Raw genomic sequence first — 18,555 nt, 5'->3', positions numbered from 1 at the left:
TGGTGCTCCCTGGTGGTACCGGTACGGGTGGCGGTTGACGCCACCCACCTGAACGGTGCGGCCGGCGTGCAGGTCACGCCGGCCGCACCGCGTTCCTGAGTCACCTTCGGCTCCGGTCACCGCCGCGTGGGGTGCGGCGGGCGGCGGGGCGGGTACCGGGCGGGCCGGAGGTGCCCCGGAGCGCCCTGGGGTGGCCGGCCGTTGCGCGGCGGGAACGGGGCTTCCGTTCAGGGGCAGGTCCGGTGTCGGGGGCGGGTGCGGTGTCGGGGGCGGGTGCGGTGTCAGGGGCGGGTGCGGTGTGGGCGGCGGCCGCCGCGTCGCGGGTGCCGCTCGTCTCGCGAGCCGCCTGTGCTTCGCGCTCCTCGCGTTCGCTCCGGAGACAGCGGCGCAGCGGTTCGGGGTCGAGGCCCTCGTTGATGCCGCGGTGCAACAGTTGCGCGAAGACGTAGTCGGGGTCGATGCCCAGGGCGCGGCTGAGAGCGACGCGGGCGGAAGGCTGGTCGTCGGTGGACCAGGCGACCCATCCGGCGAGGGTCAGTGGGGCGACGGAGTGTTCGATGTAGGCGCCCGCGCAGCGGCGGGCGAGGGCGCGCCAGACACGGAGGGCGGCTGCGGCGGAGGGGCCTTCCATCCATTCGGCGGCCCGGTCGCGGGTGAGGCGGTCCTGGAGTCCGAGGATGAGCTCGGCGGCTTCGGCGTCGGTGAGGAGGGCGTCGTCGCAGGCGTCGCGGGCCCTGTTGCTTCCGGCGGGGGTGTCCAGCCGGAAGCGGTGGATCATGGCGGCTGCCCGATCGAGGGTGTCCTGGCGGACGACGTGGGCGCCCTTGGCGTGGAGCATCCGGGGCAGGAAGCGGCTGACCGCGGTGTCGAGGGCCTTGACCTGCTCGGCGGCGCGGGGGCCGGTGCGCGGGGTGAGGCGTGCCTCCATCTCCTTGAGGGAGCCGCGTACCTGCATGCCCGCGTACGCGGCGGCCGCCGCCATGACCGAGGTTCCGGGCATGACCATGGGTTTGCCGTCGGCGGGACAGCAACGGTAGTCGGGGCAGCAGTACGACCAGTAGCGGTTGTTGGAGAGGCAGAGCGCTTCGAGGACGGGGACGTCGAGGGCGCCGCAGGCGGTGCGCAGGCGCTTGGCGAGGGGCCGTAGGCGCTGTGTGACGTCCTGGCCGCGTTCGCCGTTCGTCGGCTCCTGGCAGAGGAAGACGAGCATGCCGGTGGGTCGGTCGCCCCGGTCGTCGGCGGCGGTGATGAGGCAGGAGGCGAGCTGGTCGGCGACATCGGGCCACTGTTCCGGGTCGGTGGGGATGCCGAGCCTGACCCGGGCGCCGAAGCGTCCGCGGGGGCCGTGGAGTCCCACCAGGACGACGCTGTCGTCGGGGTAGAAGCCCATCAAGTACGGCAGGGCGTCGGCGAGGTCGGCGGCGTCGCGCAGGGTGACCTGCTGCTCGGTTTCGGGTCCCGGGTGGGTGGTGTGGTTTCCGTCGGATGGTGCGGCGTCGGGTGCGGGGACGGCTGCCGGGCCGGGATCGTCCGGTGTGGGGGCGTCCGGAGCGGGGCCGGTCGGGAGGAAGAGGTTCGCAGGCAGAGAGAGATCGGTGGGAGCGGGGTCGCTGGGCCGGGGTGCCCCGGGCCGTTCGACGGCGGGGAGTCGTGGTCCTGTGGCGCGGGGGGTTCCGGCGTCGGGGCGGGCGGGCTTCCGTGGGGGTGCCGTGGTTTCCGGGGGCGGGGCGGACGAGGGCGAACGGGGCGCGGGGATCGTAGGAGCCGGTGGCCGCGCGGCGGCCGGTGCGGCGGCCGCGAGCGGACCTTCCGGGCGCCCGGAGGCGGAGGACGTACCGGGGCGGGAACGCGGCTTGCGGGTGGGGTTCGGGTCGTGAGGTCGTTCGCTGTGCTGGTTCATGGCTCGAAGATCCCGCGCCGGTCCGCCGCGCCGCGACCCCTGTGGATATCTGCCGGGTGACGGAGATTTCCACAGCACGGCGGGATTCCGGGGTGGGGCGGGGTGAGGTGGGGTGGTTTCGGCTGAGCCTTGTGACGTCGTGTGAGCCTCGGGCCGAGCGCTGTTCGGGGGCCACGGTCCTGGCACCGGGGGCCGTCTACGGTCCTGACGCCTCGTGCCCGGGGCGGCGAGAGGCCCGTGATCACTGCCCGGTCATCGAGCGGCGCGGGCGTCGTGGACGTGGACGGTGCCGGGGCAGCCCCTCGCGGTCGGCAGGTTCCCGGCGCGACTTCGCAGGGTGCGTCGGCCCGCCCGTCGTCACCAGCTGTGGTCCAACGATCCCCCGCGCCCGGGCCGGAGCCGGGGCGACCCGCCACGCGGCTGCCGCACACCCTGCTGCCGAGGAGCCGCGCGGCGCGTCGGGCCGACGCACACCCCGAGCGCCGCCGGAACGGGGCAGCCGACACCGCACGAGCCTGGGCCGAGGCGACGGCCCCCGCGCAGCAGGAGCGCCCCAGCTCACCGCCACAGCCCGGCACGCCACAGCCCCGGGCCGCACCCGGAACCGGCGCACCCCACCAGGCGCCTGTCGCGCACCAGGCCCCGCCAAAACCGCAGGGGGCACCTCAAGGCCGGCCCAACACCCCACCATGGCCACGCCGCACAGGCCGATCCCCAGCGGTGCACGAAACCCGGCCCCTCACCCCGCCGCGGCAAGCACCAACGGCAGCACCCGTTCCGTGCCCGCCCTCTGGAGGAGGCGGGCGGCGACCGCGAGGGTCCAGCCGGAGTCGGTGTAGTCGTCCACGAGGAGGACCGGGCCGGGGGTCCGGGTGAGGCCATCGGCCAGTGGGGCGGGGACGGTGAAGGCGGCGGACAAGGCCTGGAGGCGTTGTGCGGAGTTGCTGCGGTGAGCGCGGTGGGCGTTGCCCTGCTCGGTGTGGGCGAGGGAGCCGAGGAAGGGGAGGTGTCCGATGCGTGCGATGCCTTCGGCGAGGGAGTGGACGAGCCGGGGGCGGCTCAGGGACGGGACGGCGACGACGCCCACCGGCCGGGCCGCGGCGTCCGGGTCCTTCGAGGCCCAGCCGCCCGGGGAACGCGCCCAGTCACCGAGGACCGCCACCGCGGCCTGGAGGACATCGTCCGGGACGGAGCCGTCCGGGGCCTGCTCGGCCAGCAGAGGGCGCAGGCGATTGCCCCAGCCGATGTCGGAGAGACGGCCCAGGGCACGCCCGGGGGCGCACTGTTCGTTGGCCGGGATGCGGCCCTTGAGGTCGATGCCCAGGGCGGGCATGCCCGTCGGCCACATGCGGCGGGGTTCGACCGCCACGCCCGGGCGGTCCAGTTCGCCCGTGGCGCCTGCCAACGCCGCCGGGGACACCGTGGAGTTGGTCCACTCTCCCGCGCAGTTGTCGCAGCGGCCGCACGGGGCCGCCCCCTCGTCGTCCAGCTGGCGGCGCAGGAACTCCATCCGGCACCGGGCGGTACCGACGTAGTCGCGCATGGCCTGCTGTTCGGCGGCGCGTTGCCGTGCCACCCAGGCGTACCGCTCGGCGTCGTACACCCAGTCGGCGCCGGTGGCCGTCCAGCCGCCCTTCACGCGCCGGACCGCGCCGTCCACGTCCAGCACCTTCAGCATCATCTCCAGCCTGTTGCGCCGCAGGTCGACCTGGGCCTCCAGGGCCGGTACGGACAGGGGGTGTCCGGCGTCGGCGAGGGCGGCGAGGGTCTGGCGGACCTGGGACTCGGGCGGGAAGGCGACCTCGGCGAAGTAGCGCCAGATGGCCTCGTCCTCCTTGCCGGGCAGCAGCAGCACATCGGCGTGGGCCACACCACGGCCCGCGCGGCCCACCTGCTGGTAGTAGGAGATGGGCGAGGACGGCGAACCGAGGTGGATCACGAAGCCGAGGTCGGGCTTGTCGAACCCCATGCCGAGCGCGGAGGTCGCGACGAGCGCCTTGACGCGGTTCTCCAGCAGGTCGGTCTCGGCCTGCTGGCGGTCGGCGTTCTCGGTGCGGCCGGTGTAGGAGGCGACGCGGAAGCCGCGGCCCTGCAGGTAGGCGGTGACCTCCTCGGCGGCCGAGACGGTGAGGGTGTAGATGATTCCGGAGCCCGGCAGTTCGCCCAGGTGGTCGGCGAGCCAGGCCAGGCGGTGTGCGGCGTCCGGCAGTCGCACCACGCCGAGCCGCAGACTCTCCCGCTCCAGCGTGCCGCGCAGCACCAGCGCCTCCCCCGCGCCCGTGCCGAGCTGGTCGGCGACGTCCGCCGTGACCCGGGCGTTGGCGGTGGCGGTGGTGGCGAGGACGGGGACCCCCGGGGAAAGCTCCGCGAGCATGGTGCGCAGCCTGCGGTAGTCCGGGCGGAAGTCGTGGCCCCAGTCGGAGATGCAGTGCGCCTCGTCCACCACGAGCAGGCCGGTGGTGGCCGCGAGCTTCGGCAGCATCCGTTCTCGGAAGTCGACGGAGTTGAGGCGCTCCGGGCTGACCAGGAGGACGTCGACGTCGCCGCGCTCGACCTCCTCGTGGATGGCGTCCCACTCCTCCGGGTTGGCGGAGTTGATCGTGCGCGCCCGGATTCCGGCGCGGGCGGCCGACTCGACCTGGTTGCGCATCAGCGCCAGCAGCGGCGAGATGATCACCGTCGGGCCGGAGCCGCGGCGGCGCAGCAGCGCGGTGGCGACGAAGTACACCGCCGACTTGCCCCAGCCGGTGCGCTGCACGACCAGCGCGCGGCGGCGCTCGACCACCAGGGCGGCCACCGCCTGCCACTGGTCTTCCCGAAGCGTCGCCGGGCCCCCCGGATCGCCGACCAGTTCGGCGAGGATGGCGTCGGCTTCGGCACGCAGCTCCTGTTCGTTCATGCCCCCATGCAACCGCACGGCACTGACAAACAGCCACCCGCCCACCGCGGCGGAGGGCATCCGCGCGCTCCGCCCACGTCGGAGAACCGCGTCACCGGACATCCGCGCGGGCTCGTCCACACTCTCCGCATGAGGTTGTTTACCCAGGTCAGAGACTTGGCGCAGGGGCCTCGCCGGGGTGGTCCACGGTCGTGGGGCGGTGCTCGGCACGCTGAAGAAATGGGGGGTCCGCACCCGTAGGTGGCCCGGTTCGCGGAGCCCTGGCGCGTTTCACGGCCGCGGCGGGCCGGTCGCGGCGCCGCCGGGCGCGGACCGGCACGCGGCCCGGCAGTCCCCGAGGAGCGCTACGCGGCAAGCGTCTCGTACGCCCGCGCAGTGCCCGCCATGCGCCCCTCGCGGGGAAAAGGCCCGTGCGAGGCCGATGTGGAGCGGGCGACGGGGCGTCGGGCGGGGCGGCAGCGGGAAGGATGGAGGCAGCGCCATCGGTGAGGCGGGAGTGCGCGCGTGTGGGGGTACGGCCGCGGTCCCGTGCGAGCGCGGAGACCGGTGCCGCTTCCACGTACCGGCCGTGCACGCCCGGTCGCCGTGGAGTCGCGCGCCCGGCGCCGCCTGCCGGAGGGACGCGCGGTGAAGGGAGGAACGTGGATTTCGCCGACGCCCCACGCACGCCCGCGTCGCGGCCCGCGTCCGCCGATCCGGCTGCCCGGTGGAGCCGCGTACTGGAGCCCGCCGAGTGGGCGACGGCCGGGATTCCGCTGCTGCGCAACCCCCGTGAGCTGGTCAACGGGGTGCACGACCGGCACTCCCCGGCGCTCGCCACCGCGGTGGTGGCGGTGCTCGATCCGGATCAGCGGGTGCGGGCGAGCGCGTCGTTCACGCTCGCCGCCGCCGACCCCGACGGGTGGCGGTTCCGGCACGCCCTGCTGGTGCATCTGCGGCGGATCGTGCCACACGATCTGCGGTTGCGGATCCCGGTGCGTACGGCGGTGCTCGTGTACTGCCGCGCGGGCGAGCTGCGGTGGACGGAGACGGACGGCGCCTGGATGTGGGGGCTGCGGGACGCCTGCACGCTGCACGGGCTGCGGTGCGGGGCGTACCTGATGATGAACGGCGAGCGCTGGCAGGTGCTGGGCGAGGAGCGCGGCGGACGGCGGCCCGGCGGACGGCCGAAGCCGGGCGGGCGCGCCGTGGTCGCGGCGGGCGGTGAGCGGCCCCGTGCCGTACCGGAGACGGCGCGGCGGCGGAGCAGTGCGCGACGGTCAGCCGGTGGTGCGGAGCGGCCCCGGCGCCTGCCGGAATCCGAGGCTCCGACCGGTAGCCGGGGCCCCAGGAGCATTGCCGCGGGCGGGAGTTGAGGCGGCGGGCCGAAGAAGCCCCGGGCCGCCACGGAAGCGGAGCCGCCGTTTTCGGGTACGTGTACGGTGCTCGCGCACCGGCCGTGCATGGGGCGTCAGCGGTGCCCGTATGCACGCCTCGCCGGTACCCCTGGCAGCCACCGTGCTCCGGCCCCCGGCACACCGACGAGCCCCCGCCCCCCGGGTACACGTGCGGGCCCGACCGGCCGGGTGGCCGGCGGGCCGCTGCGTGCGGGACCGGTCAGGCGGAGGTGCCGAGCACGGCGTTGATCCGCTGCGGGTCGCCGCAGACGATCAGCAGTGCTCCGGCGCGCGCCAGGGCGGCGGGCAGGACCCCCGCCGTGGTCTCGTCGGTGCCGCCGTTGACCGCGACGACCACGACGGGCCGTCCGGCGGGCCGGGTGGCGGCGGCGTCCGCGTAGAACACGTCGTCCGCGGCGTCGTACTGCGCCCAGTAGGACGCCTCGCCGAAGGACAGTTCGTGTGCGGCCCAGGGGTGCGGGTCACCGGTCGTGAGCACCAGGATGTCGCTCGGTGCGCGTCCGGAGTCCAGCAGCAGGTCGACGGCTTCGTCGGCGGCGTCCAGGGCGCCGTCGGCGGGGGCCGGGATCAGCTGGAGCTGCGCGCCGGTGGCGGCAGCCTCCTGGGGGCGCGGGCCGGTGCGCTGCGCGGGCGGGGCCGTGACGGGCGCCCGCGGCGGAGCGGGCGGGCCGGGCTTGCCCGGACGGACTCCGGCCGCGTGGAGGCCACGCCCGGGTGCAGGGCGGGGACCGGGGCCAGGAACGGGTCGGGGGGTCGGCGCGGTGCGGCCGGCGGCCGGAGTAGCGCGGGGACCCGGGACACTCTCGTGAATCTGAGGCTCCTCGGGGATGAGAGGCATGAAGGGATGTTTATCAAACGTGGGTGCGGGACATGTCGGCGGGTCCGCCTCGACGCCCGCACCGCTCAGAAGTCGAAGCCGAGTTGGCCACCGGCCTTCAGAGCGGCTGCTTCGGGGGTGACGCGCACCTTCTTCAGATGCCGCCACCGGGGCAACGCGTCCATGTAGGACCACGACACCCGGTGGTGCGGCGTGGGACCGTACTCCTCCAGGGCGGTGCGATGGGTCGGGGAGGGGTAGCCGGCGTTGCCGGCGAAGTCGAACTCGACGTGGTCGACGCCCAGTTCGGCCATCATCGCGTCGCGTCGCACCTTGGCGAGCACGGATGCGGCGGCGACCGCGATGCAGGACTGGTCACCCTTGATGACCGTGCGGACCCGCCATGGCGCGCCCAGGTAGTCGTGCTTGCCGTCGAGGATGACCGCGTCCGGGCGGACCGGCAGCGCCTCCAGGGCGCGGACGGCCGCGAGCCGGAGCGCCGCGGTCATGCCCAGGGCATCGATCTCCTCCGGGGAGGAGTGCCCCAGGGCGTACGCGGTGACCCAGTCGCCGAGGACCTCGGCGAGGCCGGTGCGGCGCTTGGGGGTCAGCAGCTTGGAATCGGTGAGTCCGGCGGGCGGGCGGCGCAGGCCGGTGACGGCCGCGCAGACGCTCACGGGACCGGCCCAGGCTCCTCGCCCGACCTCGTCGACACCGGCGACGATCTTGGCGCCCGTCGTGGCGCGCAGTGATCGCTCGACGGTATGGGTGGGAGGCTCGTACGGCATGGCGCGAGCAAGCGTACGCCTATTCGGGGCGCCCGTCGCCACCGGATCCGGATGAGAGTGCGACCGCCACCACCGGGGCCGGTCGCGGGGGCGCACGGGGCGGGTGGCACGGGGTGCGGGGCGGTGCTCCCCGGGGGCGAAGTCACCCGTCCGGGGCGCCTGTTGGCGCGGCGGGGCGCGCCGGGGCGCGGCGGGGCGCGGCGGCCCCCGGGCGGGCCGGGCGGCGCCGGGCGGATCAGGCGGGCGCCCAGGCCGGGAGCGGCTCCGTGGCGTCGAGCCAGTCGGACGGCGGGGCTCCGGCGGGGGCGGCGGCGACGATGCCGCCGACGATGGCGCAGGTGGTGTCCACGTCGCCCCCGGCCCGGGCGGTGGCCCAGAACGCCGCCGGGTAGTCGCCGAGGTGCCGGGCGGCGGCCCAGAGGGTGAAGGGGACGGTGTCGTGGGCGCTGGTGCGGCGGCCGCAACCGAGGACGGCGGCGACGGTGCCGGGGTCACCGTAGTCGAGCATGTCCCGGGCGCGGCGGAGTCCGGCCTGGACGGCGCTGCGTGGGATCAGCGCCATGACGTCGTCGATCAGCTGCGTGGGGCCGGTGTCGCGGTCCGGGTCGGCGACGAGGGCGGCGGCGGCCGCGACCGCCATGGCGCCCACCACGGCCTCGCGGTGCTGGTGGGTGGGGTACGCGGAGATCTCGGCCTGGTGGGTGGCCTGCTCGGCGTCGCCGGCGTACCAGGCGCCCAGCGGGGCGATGCGCATCGCGGCGCCGTTGCCCCAGGAACCGTGGCCCTGGAAGAGCGCGGCGGCGAGGTCGTGCCAGTCGGCGCCGTCGCGGATCTGCCGCAGCAGGCGGTCGACGGCCGGGCCGTAGTCGCGGTCGGCGTGGTGGTGGTCAGCCAAGGACCGGGCGAGTGCGTCCTGGTCGATGCGGCCGTGGGCGGCGAGGACCGCCAGGACGGAGCAGGCCATCTCGGTGTCGTCGGTCCACCGCCAGGGGCCGGGCGGCAGGGCCCGGCGCCGGAGGGCGGGGAGGTGTGCGGGGGTGGCGAAGCGGGCGCCGAGGGCGTCGCCCACGGCGAGTCCGCGCAGGCTGGCGAGGGCCCGCGCGCGGCGGTCTGCGTCACGGTCGTCGGCGGTCATCGCTCGCACTCTAACCGGAGATGCCGTACGGCTCCGGTTCCCGCCAGCGCTCGAACGGCCGGTCCAGGGTGTAGCGGCCGTCGGCGCCGAGGAGGAGGATGCGCCGCTCGGCGTTGCCGGGGTTGGCGAGCGATTCGAACTCCGCCACCGACCAGTGGAACCACCGCATGCAGAACAGCCGCATGGTCAGGCCGTGCGTGACGATCAGGACGTTCGGCGGGTGGTCGGGGGCCTCGAAGCTGCGCCACAGGCTCTCCAGGAACGCGCCGACCCGGTCGTAGACGTCGGCGCCGGACTCCCCCTGGGCGAAGCGGTAGAAGAAGTGCCCGTAGGCGTCGCGGTACGCCTTCTGAAGCCGTACGTCGTCACGGTCCTGCCAGTTGCCCCAGTCCTGCTCGCGCAGCCGTGGCTCCTCGCGGACGCGGACGCGGTCCAGGTCGAGGCCGAGCGCCTGGAAGGTCTGGTGGGTGCGGCGGTAGGGCGACACGTAGGCGGAGACGCGTTCGTCGCCGAAGATGTCGCGGAGCGGGCCACCGGCCTCGCGGGCCTGGTGGCGCCCCTTGTCCGTCAGGCTGAGCGCGTGGTCCGGCTCGCGTTCGTAGACGGTGTCGTCGACATTCCCCGCCGACTCTCCGTGGCGGATGAGGACGATGCGTCGCGGCCGTGCCATGCGGCCACCCTAGAGTGCCCCGGCGCGGGCCGCGGCCGCCGGACACGGGGCGCGAGGGTCGGCCCCGTGCGGCGCGCAGGGGGGCGGGCGTTACCCGGGCGGCGCGCCCCGGGGGCATGCGCTCAGACCGTCCACGCCGGTTCGAGCTGGACGACATCGCCCGCGAGGGCCTCCACATCGGCCGCTATCTGGGCGCGCAGGGCCAGCCGCTCCACCCGCTCCGGGCGGTACTTGCCGCGTTCGGCGGCCGACTGCCACATCGACAGCACCAGGAACTCCTCCCCCGGCGCCCGCCCCAGCATCCCGCGCACCATGCCCGGCGAACCGGCCATCGCCGGGTTCCAGACCTTCTCCTGCATCAGCGTGAAGTGCTCCACGCGGTCCTCGCGCACCCGGGAGTGCGCCAGCCGCAGGACGTCGACGTCGGCGAAGACCGGCTCGAAGCCCACCTTCACATCGAATTCGTGCTCGAAGAGGCGGACTTGACTGTCCTTGAAGGTGCCCACCTGGGCGGCGGCGAGCCGGTCGTGGGAGCGGGCCATGAACGAGTCGTAGAACGCCCGGCTCTCCCAGAAGGCCACGAAGTGCGCGACCCCGGGGCGGCTTCTGCTCCATCCGCCGCCCTGCCCCCGGAATCCCGGCTCCCCCAGCAGTCCCGCCCATTTCCGCTGCCCCCGCTCGAACCCTCGACGGTCCACGACGGTGAGGCGAATCCACTTGACAAGCACCGCGCCATCGTACGGCCCGGGACCGGCGGAATCACCGCCGTCGCCCGGCGAACATGGGCGGATCCGCGCGCGACGGGCGGGGCGCCGCCCCGGGGCCCGTCGCGGACGAACCGCCTTACGGGCGGGGGTCGATGGGCACCGGGACGGCGAGTCGCCGCTCCACCTCCTCGGCGGCGTCCAGGCACAGGTCCTCCCGGTAGGGGCGGCCGATGAGCTGGACGCCCCGGGGCAGCCCGTCGGCCGTCCCCGCGGGCACCGCGACGGCGGGCAGCCCCGCGAAGCTGGTGGCGGTGCAGAGCCGCATGGCGCGCTGCAGGCGCAACGAGCCTTCCGGATCGCGCAGTTCCTCGCCCGGGGCGAACGGCGGCAGGGTGAACACCGGCCCCAGGACCAGCGGGTACTCCGCCAGGAACGCCGCCCAGTCCCGGCGGATGCCCAGGCGCACACCGGTCAGCCGCAGGTACTCCGCAAGGTCCACGGGGCGGGTCCGCGCCATGCCCCACTCGATGTAGCGGTGCCCGCCCTCCCCCAGGAGCGGCTTGAGGCGCGGCCATGCGGAGGCGAACTCGGTGAGCGTCATCCGGGCGTACGCCTCCAGCGTCTCCTCCAGACGCGGGACGTCGGGGACCTCGTGCACCTCGTAACCGGCGTCGTTCAGGGCGTCCGCCGCGGCGTCGAGGGCCGCGCGCACCGACGGGTGCACCCCTCCGCCCCCGGGGTCGGCCACCTTCGCCACCTTGAGGGGACCCGGGAGCGGCGCGCCGAAGGGCGGTACGGGTACGGCCCTCGGGTCGCACGGGGCGGCTCCGGCCAGCACCCCGTGGACCAGCCGCAGATCCGCGACAGTCCGGGCGAGCGGCCCGTCGACCACCAACTCCTGGGCGGCCAGGGCGGGATCGTCGGGGCCGATGCGGTGGTCGGCGGGGTACCGCCCCGTGGTCGGCTTCAGCCCCGCGACGCCGCAGAAGGCGGCGGGGATGCGCACCGATCCCCCGGCGTCGTTGCCGAGGCCGAGGGGCACCATGCCGCTCGCCACGGCCGCCCCGTCGCCGCCGCTGGAGCCGCCCGGGGTGACCGCGCGGCTCCAGGGGTTGACGGTGTCGCCGAACAGTTCGCTGCGGGTGTGCATCCCGGCGAGGACGAGGGTGGGCATGTTGGTGTGCCCCACGGCGACGGCACCGGCGGCACGCAGCCGCGCCACCGGGGGCGCATCGGCGCGCGCCGTGGCGTGCCGGAACGCGGTCGCGCCGAAGGTCGTCGGGACGCCCTCGACGGCGGTGGTCTCCTTGACCGTGAACGGCACCCCGGCCAGCGGCCCCAGCTCCTCGCCTGCCGCCCGGCGGCGGTCGACGGCGTCCGCATCGGCGCGCGCCCGGTCGGCGATCAGCTGGGTCACCGCGTTGACCGCCGGGTTGACCTCGGCGATCCGTTCCAGATGCGCCTCCAGCAGTGCGGTGGCCGTCACCGCTCCCCCGCGCACGGCCGCCGCCTGCGCGCCCGCCGACTTTCGCCACAGTGCGTCCCGCATGCCTCGCTCCCTCCCACCGCCCACCCTTAGGGGCGGGCGTGCATCCCGGGGGCGGCGCTGTCGCATTCCGACCCCCACCAGTCGTACTAATGCAGTTGCATCGAAAAAACACCGTACCCTGACCGGCGATACATACGCATCGAATAAGCGGGGTGCCATGCCGAAACTGGTGGACCACGAGGGCCGACGCCGCCAGATCGCCGACGCCGTCTGCCGGCTCGCCGAGGAACGCGGCCTGGAGGGGGTCACCCTCCGGGACGTCGCGGCCCGCGCGGACGTCTCCATGGGGGCGGTCCAGCGCTGCTTCCGCACCAAGGACGAGATGCTCACCTTCGCCCTGACCTACATCGGCGAACGCGTCACCACCCGGGTCTCCGCCCGCATCTCCGAGTCCCCCGCGCAGTCGGCCCGCACCACCCTCGGGCACGCCGCAACGGAACTCTCCCTGCTGCGGCAGGAACACCGGGCCGAGGCCCGCGTCTGGCTCGCGTTCCTCGCCCAGGCCACCGTCAGCCGCCCGCTGGCGGACATCCTGCGCGCCAACTACACCGCACTCCAGGAGGCGTTCACCGCGCTCCTCGCCCAGGCGGCGCCCGAGGCCGATGCCTCCCTGGAGGCCCGCACCCTCCTCGCCCTCGTCGACGGCCTCACCACGCATGTACTGATCGACCACATCTCGCCCGCCGCCGCGCTGGACGTCCTGGACCACCATCTGTGCCGCCTGTGGGGCGAGCCGCAGAAGTGACACCGGGCACCCCTGGGACCGGCCCGTCCGCCGGTCGCGGAACTCGCACATCGGGGCACTCCCCCCACACCCTTACGGGGCAACGGATCCGGCCAGATTCCGGAACAACGGAGTTCTCCACAAGCACAGTTCGCCTCACCGCGTACGCGCATCGCCATGGCACCATGGACATCCAACGGGGTGTTACGGCGCGCTGCCCGCACGACCACGGGCGGATCGCCCGACGCTCCGCGGCTGCCCGCCACCGGCCGTACGCCTCACCGCCCGGGCCGGGAGGGGCGGCCGACCGCGCGCGGAGCCGTTCCGCGCGTCCGGTGAGACGGAAAGCGACGGAAGGACAAGCCCGGTGAGCACGCTCAACAAAGGCATCGAGAAGGCCGAGGTCACGCTCAAGTGGGACCCCAGCCCCGTCGGCGAGCCGGACAACGACCTCGACCTCATCGCCGCCACCTACGAGGCGGACACCCTCGCGGGCAAGCCGGTCTACCTCGTCCACTTCGACAGCCGCTCCCCCGACGGCACCATCACCCTCAACCGCGACAGCCGCACGGGCCAGGGCTTCGGGTCCGACGAGGTCATGACGCTGGAGCTGGAGCGGCTGGCGGAGCGCTACACCCGGGTCGTGGTGGGCGTCGCCATCCAGCAGGGCGGCGGCCGCAAGACCTTCGGTGAGGTACCCCACACCGAGGTCCAGATCCGCGAGGGCTACACCGACCTCGTCCAGGACGACTTCGCCTCGGTCGCCCCGTCGACGGCGGCGGTCGTCGCCGTGTTCGCCCGTGACGCCGACGGCGAATGGCGCCTGCAGAAGGGCCTGCGCGGCTTCGACGCCGACCCGAACGCCTTCACCGCCCTGATGGGGACCTGACCGGAGCCCCCGTACGGGACCCGGCAGGCGCCGCCGCGCCGAAGGCGCTCTCCGGCGCGGCGGCGCCTGCGGTACCGGTGGAGATCGGCGCCGCGAGTTCGCCGGGCTCATCGCCGGCCGGTAGCAGCACGATCAGGGAGATCGTGTGGACCAGGACGACCGGCTCCGTCACAGCGCCTCGTTCGGCGCGGCGGCGGCCGCATACGCCGAGCACCGTCCGGACTACGCGCAGGCCGCGGTGCGTTGGGCGCTGGAGCGTGCGCCCGATCCGCGCGTGCTCGACCTGGGCGCCGGGACCGGCAAACTCACGGCCACGCTTGTCGCGCGGGGCTCGGACACCGTCGCGGTCGAGCCCGATCCGTCGATGCTGACCGAGCTGCGCCGCGCGCTGCCGTCCGTCCGTGCCCTCGCGGGCCGGGCCGAGGCGATACCGCTGCCGGACGGTTCCGTCGATGCCGTGCTGTCCGGCAACGCCATGCACTGGTTCGACATGGCCGTCGCGGGCCCCGAGATCGCCAGGATCCTCGCGCCCGGCGGCACCCTGGCCGGTCTGTGGAACGTCATGGACGACCGGGTCGACTGGGTGGCCGGGCTCGCGCGGATCAGCGGGACCGCGGCCATCAGCCCGCGTGACGTGCCCACCAGTTGGCGTACCGAGACGGCTGACCTGCACCTTCCCAGGACGGGCGTGGCTGCCCGGTTCGGCTCGCCGGAGCAGGCCGCGTTCCCGCACGGGCAGCGCCGCACCGCCGACTCCCTCATCGCGACCCTCGCGACGAGAGCGGGGATGCTGGTCATGCCGGAACAGGAACGAGAGGCCACGCTGGCCCGGATCCGCGCCTACCTCGCGAGCCGACCGGAGACCGCCGACGGCGAGTTCACCCTCCCGATGCTGACCGGCGTGCTGCGCGTCCGGCGGCTGTGAAGGTCATCGACGCTCACGAACCTGGTCGGCGGCACCACTGACGGTAGCGTCCCGGACACCACGCCGAGGTCCCGGACACCACATCGAGGCGGAAACGGCGAAGAGGGAGCCGACTCGGCGTCGGCTCCCTCTCTCACCTGCGGATCAACGGCCTCAGCAACGGATGCTCAGAGGCACCGGATGCGATTCCGCTCGTTCTCAGCTGCAGCCGCTGGTCGAGCCGCAGCCCTCGCAGAGGTAGCAGCTGCCCGCGCGCTGCATCTTCGTCCCGCAGGAGAAGCAGAGCGGGGCGTCGGCGTTGATGCCGAGCTGCATCTCAACCAGTTCGGCGTTGGTGTGCGCCTGCTTCTTCGGGGCCGGGGCCTCGATCTCCGCGGCCGGGACCGCGGGAGCGGAGACGGGCGCCTCGGTCTGGCGCGGCGCGGACTGCGCCAGGCCCTCGACGTCGATGTCCTCGGACGGCTCGTACGAGCCGGTGTCCAGGTGACGCTGCCGCTCCTCGACGGAGTGGATGCCGAGCGCGGAACGGGTCTCGAAGGGCAGGAAGTCCAGCGCCAGGCGGCGGAAGATGTAGTCGACGATCGACTGCGCCATCCGCACATCCGGGTCGTCCGTCATACCGGCCGGCTCGAAGCGCATGTTGGTGAACTTCGAGACGTAGGTCTCCAGCGGCACGCCGTACTGGAGGCCCACCGACACCGCGATGGAGAAGGCATCCATCATGCCCGCGAGGGTCGAGCCCTGCTTGGACATCTTCAGGAAGACCTCACCGAGACCGTCGTCCGGGTAGGAGTTGGCGGTCATGTAGCCCTCGGCGCCGCCCACCGTGAAGGAGGTGGTGATGCCGGGACGGCCCTTGGGGAGACGCTTGCGGACGGGGCGGTACTCGACGACCTTCTCGGGCGCCGGCTCCGCGGTCTCCGCCTTCGCCTCCTCCTTCTTCTTCGCCGACAGCGGCTGGCCGACCTTGCAGTTGTCGCGGTAGATCGCGAGCGCCTTCAGGCCGAGCTTCCAGCCCTCGTAGTAGACCTCCTCGACCTCCTCGACGGTGGCCGTCTCGGGCAGGTTCACGGTCTTGGAGATCGCACCCGACAGGAAGGGCTGCGCCGCGGCCATCATGCGGACGTGGCCCATGGCCGAGATCGAGCGGGCGCCCATGGCGCAGTCGAAGACCTCGTAGTGCCCCGGCTTCAGACCGGGGGCGTCGATGACGTTGCCGTGCTCGGCGATGTGGGCGACGATCGCCTCGACCTGCTCGGGCTGGTAGCCGAGCCGCTTGAGCGCCTTGGGGACCGTGTTGTTCACGATCTGCATGGAGCCGCCGCCGACCAGCTTCTTGAACTTGACCAGGGCGAGGTCCGGCTCGACGCCCGTGGTGTCGCAGTCCATCATCAGGCCGATGGTGCCGGTCGGCGCGAGGACGGACGCCTGCGCGTTGCGGAAACCGTTCTTCCCGCCCAGCCGCAGCACGTCCTGCCACGCCTCGGTCGCCGCGGCCCACACCGGGGTGTCCAGGTCGTCCATGCGCGTGGCGACACCGTTGGCGTCGGAGTGCTGCTGCATGACGCGCTTGTGGGCGTCGGCGTTGCGGGCGTAGCCGTCGTACGGGCCGACGACCGCGGCCAGCTCGGCGGAGCGCTTGTAGGAGGTGCCGGTCATCAGCGAGGTGATGGCACCGGCCAGCGCGCGGCCGCCGTCCGAGTCGTAGGCGTGGCCGGTGGCCATCAACAGCGCGCCGAGGTTGGCGTAGCCGATGCCCAGCTGACGGAAGGCGCGGGTGGTCTCGCCGATCTTCTCGGTCGGGAAGTCGGCGAAGCAGATGGAGATGTCCATCGCCGTGATGACCAGTTCGACGACCTTGGCGAAGCGCTCGGCGTCGAACGACTGGTGTCCCTGGTCGTCGTCGCGCAGGAACTTCATGAGGTTGAGCGAGGCGAGGTTGCACGAGGAGTTGTCCAGGTGCATGTACTCGCTGCACGGGTTCGAGGCGGTGATCCGGCCCGACTCCGGCGAGGTGTGCCAGTGGTTGATGGTGTCGTCGTACTGGATGCCGGGGTCGGCGCAGGCCCAGGCGGCCTCGGCCATCTTGCGGAAGAGGCCCTTGGCGTCGATCTCCTCGATGACCTCGCCGTTCATCCGGCCGCGCAGGCCGAACTTCGATCCGGACTCGACGGCCTTCATGAACTCGTCGTTGACGCGGACGGAGTTGTTGGCGTTCTGGTACTGGACGGACGTGATGTCGTCGCCGCCCAGGTCCATGTCGAAGCCGGCGTCGCGCAGCGCGCGGACCTTCTCCTCCTCCTTGACCTTGGTCTCGATGAACGCCTCGACGTCGGGGTGGTCGACGTCGAGCACGACCATCTTGGCGGCGCGGCGGGTGGCGCCGCCCGACTTGATCGTTCCGGCGGACGCGTCGGCGCCGCGCATGAAGGAGACCGGGCCGGAGGCGTTGCCGCCGGAGGAGAGCAACTCCTTGGAGGAGCGGATGCGGGAGAGGTTCAGACCGGCGCCGGAACCGCCCTTGAAGATCATCCCCTCTTCCTTGTACCAGTCGAGAATCGACTCCATGGAGTCGTCGACGGAGAGGATGAAGCAGGCGCTGACCTGCTGCGGCTGCTGGGTGCCGACGTTGAACCAGACCGGCGAGTTGAAGCTGAAGACCTGGTGGAGCAGCGCGTACGCCAGCTCGTGCTCGAAGATCTCGGCGTCCGCCGGGGAGACGAAGTAGCCGTTCTCCTCGCCGGACTTGCGGTACGTCGTGACCACGCGGTCGATCAGCTGCCGCAGGCTCGACTCGCGGGTCGGCGAGCCCACCGCACCACGGAAGTACTTGCTGGTGACGATGTTGACCGCGTTCACCGACCAGAAGTCGGGGAACTCGACGCCACGCTGCTCGAAGTTGACCGAGCCGTCGCGCCAGTTGGTCATGACGACGTCACGACGCGCCCACTCCACCTCGTCGTACGGGTGCACGCCGGGGGTGGTGTGGATGCGCTCGATACGCAGCCCCTTGCTCGCCTTGCTGCCCTTGGCGCGGGAGCCGCGTGCCGGGCCGCTCGTCGTCTCTGTCATTCCGCCTCCCTGTACGGGCGAAAACGCCCATATGTGCACACTTGTTCCGTGGCACGGTGTCTGTCGTTCTGCGGCCGGAGCGCCTGCACGCGCCCCGGTCAGATGTGATCGCGCCGCACTAGTCGGCGGCGGTGGCGGGCTCGGGAACGGACGCGGCGTCGCCGCCGTCCGCCCCGCACTCCCGCTCGGGCGGCCCCTGCTCGCGCTGCTCACGCAGTTCGGCGATGGCCGCCTCGAAGTCTTCCAGCGAGTCGAAGGCCCGGTACACGGACGCGAAACGCAGGTACGCGACGAGGTCGAGTTCCCGCAGCGGTCCCAGTATGGCGAGCCCGACGTCGTGGGTGGACAGCTCGGCGCTGCCGGTGGCGCGCACCGCCTCCTCGACCCGCTGGCCGAGTTTGGCGAGGGCGTCCTCGGTGACCGGCCGCCCCTGGCATGCCTTACGCACGCCCGCGATGACCTTGGTACGGCTGAAGGGCTCGGTGACCCCGCTCCGCTTGATCACCGTGAGGGACGCCGTCTCGATGGTGGTGAAACGGCGGGAGCAGTCGGGGCACTGGCGACGGCGGCGGATCGATGTGCCGTCGTCGGTGGTGCGGCTGTCGACGACCCTGCTGTCCGGGTGCCTGCAGAAGGGGCAGTGCATGGCTCCACCCTCCTCACCTCGGAACTGCGCGGACGTACGCCGCCGGAATCCGCGTACGACTGATCGGCCCCACGAGGGCCCTTCCAGGCCCTCGGAGCAGTCACCAGCATAGGTGATCCGCGGGGGCCCGCCGGACCAGACACCACAACTTGTAGGCGGTCGGCGCCATCCAAGCACTAGATGTGGTGTCGGGACGCACATGGCCGCCTACCGCGTGTCGCGGTGGAGGCAGGCCTTCGGGGTTACCCACGAGCCTACGGGAAACCACTCGCGGGGCGGTCCGCAGGGGCCGGAATGACGGAATCCGCACATGGCGGCACGGGCGGCGGGCACGGCCGGGCGGCCCACTCCCGCTCCCTTCCACCCCGTTCCGGGCACCCGGGAGCCGAAGGGGATAATACGGAGCGAAGCGGCCTTCGGGGTCCGCGTCGGGAGCC

General features: G+C 73.3%; 14 protein-coding genes. 4 read left to right on the top strand and 10 right to left on the bottom strand.

Features of this window, described 5'->3' with window-relative positions:
* Window positions 1-100 precede the first annotated feature (100 nt).
* On the bottom strand, window positions 101-1,900 hold the full coding sequence (locus tag OG422_RS23765; protein ID WP_405745319.1) for a DUF4192 domain-containing protein: 1,800 nt from the start codon (window positions 1,898-1,900) through the stop codon (window positions 101-103).
* Window positions 1,901-2,639: 739 nt separating this feature from the next.
* Window positions 2,640-4,799, bottom strand: a complete 2,160-nt coding sequence (locus OG422_RS23760; protein ID WP_405745316.1) for a RecQ family ATP-dependent DNA helicase — start codon at window positions 4,797-4,799, stop codon at window positions 2,640-2,642.
* A 641-nt stretch (window positions 4,800-5,440) separates the two neighbouring features.
* Here OG422_RS23760 and OG422_RS23755 point away from each other — a divergent pair.
* Window positions 5,441-6,154 carry a hypothetical protein gene (locus OG422_RS23755; RefSeq protein ID WP_405745313.1) on the top strand — a complete coding sequence of 238 codons (714 nt, stop codon included), beginning with the start codon at window positions 5,441-5,443 and terminating at the stop codon, window positions 6,152-6,154.
* Window positions 6,155-6,395: 241 nt separating this feature from the next.
* Here OG422_RS23755 and OG422_RS23750 read toward each other — a convergent pair whose 3' ends face one another.
* The 6 genes from OG422_RS23750 to OG422_RS23725 all read right to left on the bottom strand — a co-directional run bounded on the left by OG422_RS23750 (window position 6,396) and on the right by OG422_RS23725 (window position 11,862).
* Window positions 6,396-7,034: a hypothetical protein gene (locus OG422_RS23750; RefSeq protein ID WP_143944122.1), complete on the bottom strand. Its 639-nt coding sequence runs from the start codon at window positions 7,032-7,034 to the stop codon at window positions 6,396-6,398.
* Between the two features lie 65 nt (window positions 7,035-7,099).
* Window positions 7,100-7,801: a ribonuclease HII gene (locus OG422_RS23745; protein WP_405745310.1), complete on the bottom strand. Its 702-nt coding sequence runs from the start codon at window positions 7,799-7,801 to the stop codon at window positions 7,100-7,102.
* Window positions 7,802-8,036: 235 nt separating this feature from the next.
* Window positions 8,037-8,936 (bottom strand): ADP-ribosylglycohydrolase family protein, encoded by a 900-nt coding sequence (locus OG422_RS23740; RefSeq protein WP_405745306.1) that lies wholly within the window; start codon window positions 8,934-8,936, stop codon window positions 8,037-8,039.
* A gap of 10 nt (window positions 8,937-8,946) precedes the next feature.
* Window positions 8,947-9,606: a histidine phosphatase family protein gene (locus tag OG422_RS23735; protein WP_143942214.1), complete on the bottom strand. Its 660-nt coding sequence runs from the start codon at window positions 9,604-9,606 to the stop codon at window positions 8,947-8,949.
* Window positions 9,607-9,728: 122 nt separating this feature from the next.
* On the bottom strand, window positions 9,729-10,334 hold the full coding sequence (locus tag OG422_RS23730; RefSeq protein WP_405745302.1) for a YdbC family protein: 606 nt from the start codon (window positions 10,332-10,334) through the stop codon (window positions 9,729-9,731).
* Between the two features lie 115 nt (window positions 10,335-10,449).
* On the bottom strand, window positions 10,450-11,862 hold the full coding sequence (locus OG422_RS23725) for an amidase (RefSeq protein ID WP_405745299.1): 1,413 nt from the start codon (window positions 11,860-11,862) through the stop codon (window positions 10,450-10,452).
* A 157-nt stretch (window positions 11,863-12,019) separates the two neighbouring features.
* Between OG422_RS23725 and OG422_RS23720 the strand changes: the two genes are divergently transcribed.
* The 3 genes from OG422_RS23720 to OG422_RS23710 all read left to right on the top strand — a co-directional run bounded on the left by OG422_RS23720 (window position 12,020) and on the right by OG422_RS23710 (window position 14,400).
* Window positions 12,020-12,607, top strand: coding sequence for a TetR/AcrR family transcriptional regulator (locus OG422_RS23720; protein WP_143942211.1), 588 nt, complete (start codon window positions 12,020-12,022; stop codon window positions 12,605-12,607).
* Window positions 12,608-12,953: 346 nt separating this feature from the next.
* Window positions 12,954-13,475, top strand: a complete 522-nt coding sequence (locus tag OG422_RS23715) for a TerD family protein (protein ID WP_405745296.1) — start codon at window positions 12,954-12,956, stop codon at window positions 13,473-13,475.
* A gap of 145 nt (window positions 13,476-13,620) precedes the next feature.
* Window positions 13,621-14,400 (top strand): class I SAM-dependent methyltransferase, encoded by a 780-nt coding sequence (locus tag OG422_RS23710; protein WP_405745293.1) that lies wholly within the window; start codon window positions 13,621-13,623, stop codon window positions 14,398-14,400.
* A gap of 198 nt (window positions 14,401-14,598) precedes the next feature.
* On the opposite strand, the gene OG422_RS23705 is transcribed toward OG422_RS23710, so the two are convergent.
* Both OG422_RS23705 and nrdR read right to left on the bottom strand, forming a co-directional pair.
* Window positions 14,599-17,472: a vitamin B12-dependent ribonucleotide reductase gene (locus OG422_RS23705; RefSeq protein WP_405745290.1), complete on the bottom strand. Its 2,874-nt coding sequence runs from the start codon at window positions 17,470-17,472 to the stop codon at window positions 14,599-14,601.
* Window positions 17,473-17,590: 118 nt separating this feature from the next.
* Window positions 17,591-18,118: a transcriptional regulator NrdR gene (nrdR, locus tag OG422_RS23700; RefSeq protein WP_143942207.1), complete on the bottom strand. Its 528-nt coding sequence runs from the start codon at window positions 18,116-18,118 to the stop codon at window positions 17,591-17,593.
* Window positions 18,119-18,555 lie beyond the last annotated feature (437 nt).

Origin of the sequence: Streptomyces sp. NBC_01525 (assembly GCF_045040405.1) — a bacterium.
In the GTDB taxonomy this organism is placed as follows: Bacteria; Actinomycetota; Actinomycetes; order Streptomycetales; family Streptomycetaceae; genus Streptomyces; species Streptomyces benahoarensis.
Note: the sequence above shows the minus strand (reverse complement) of the source record. Positions and strands in the feature narration are given on the sequence as shown.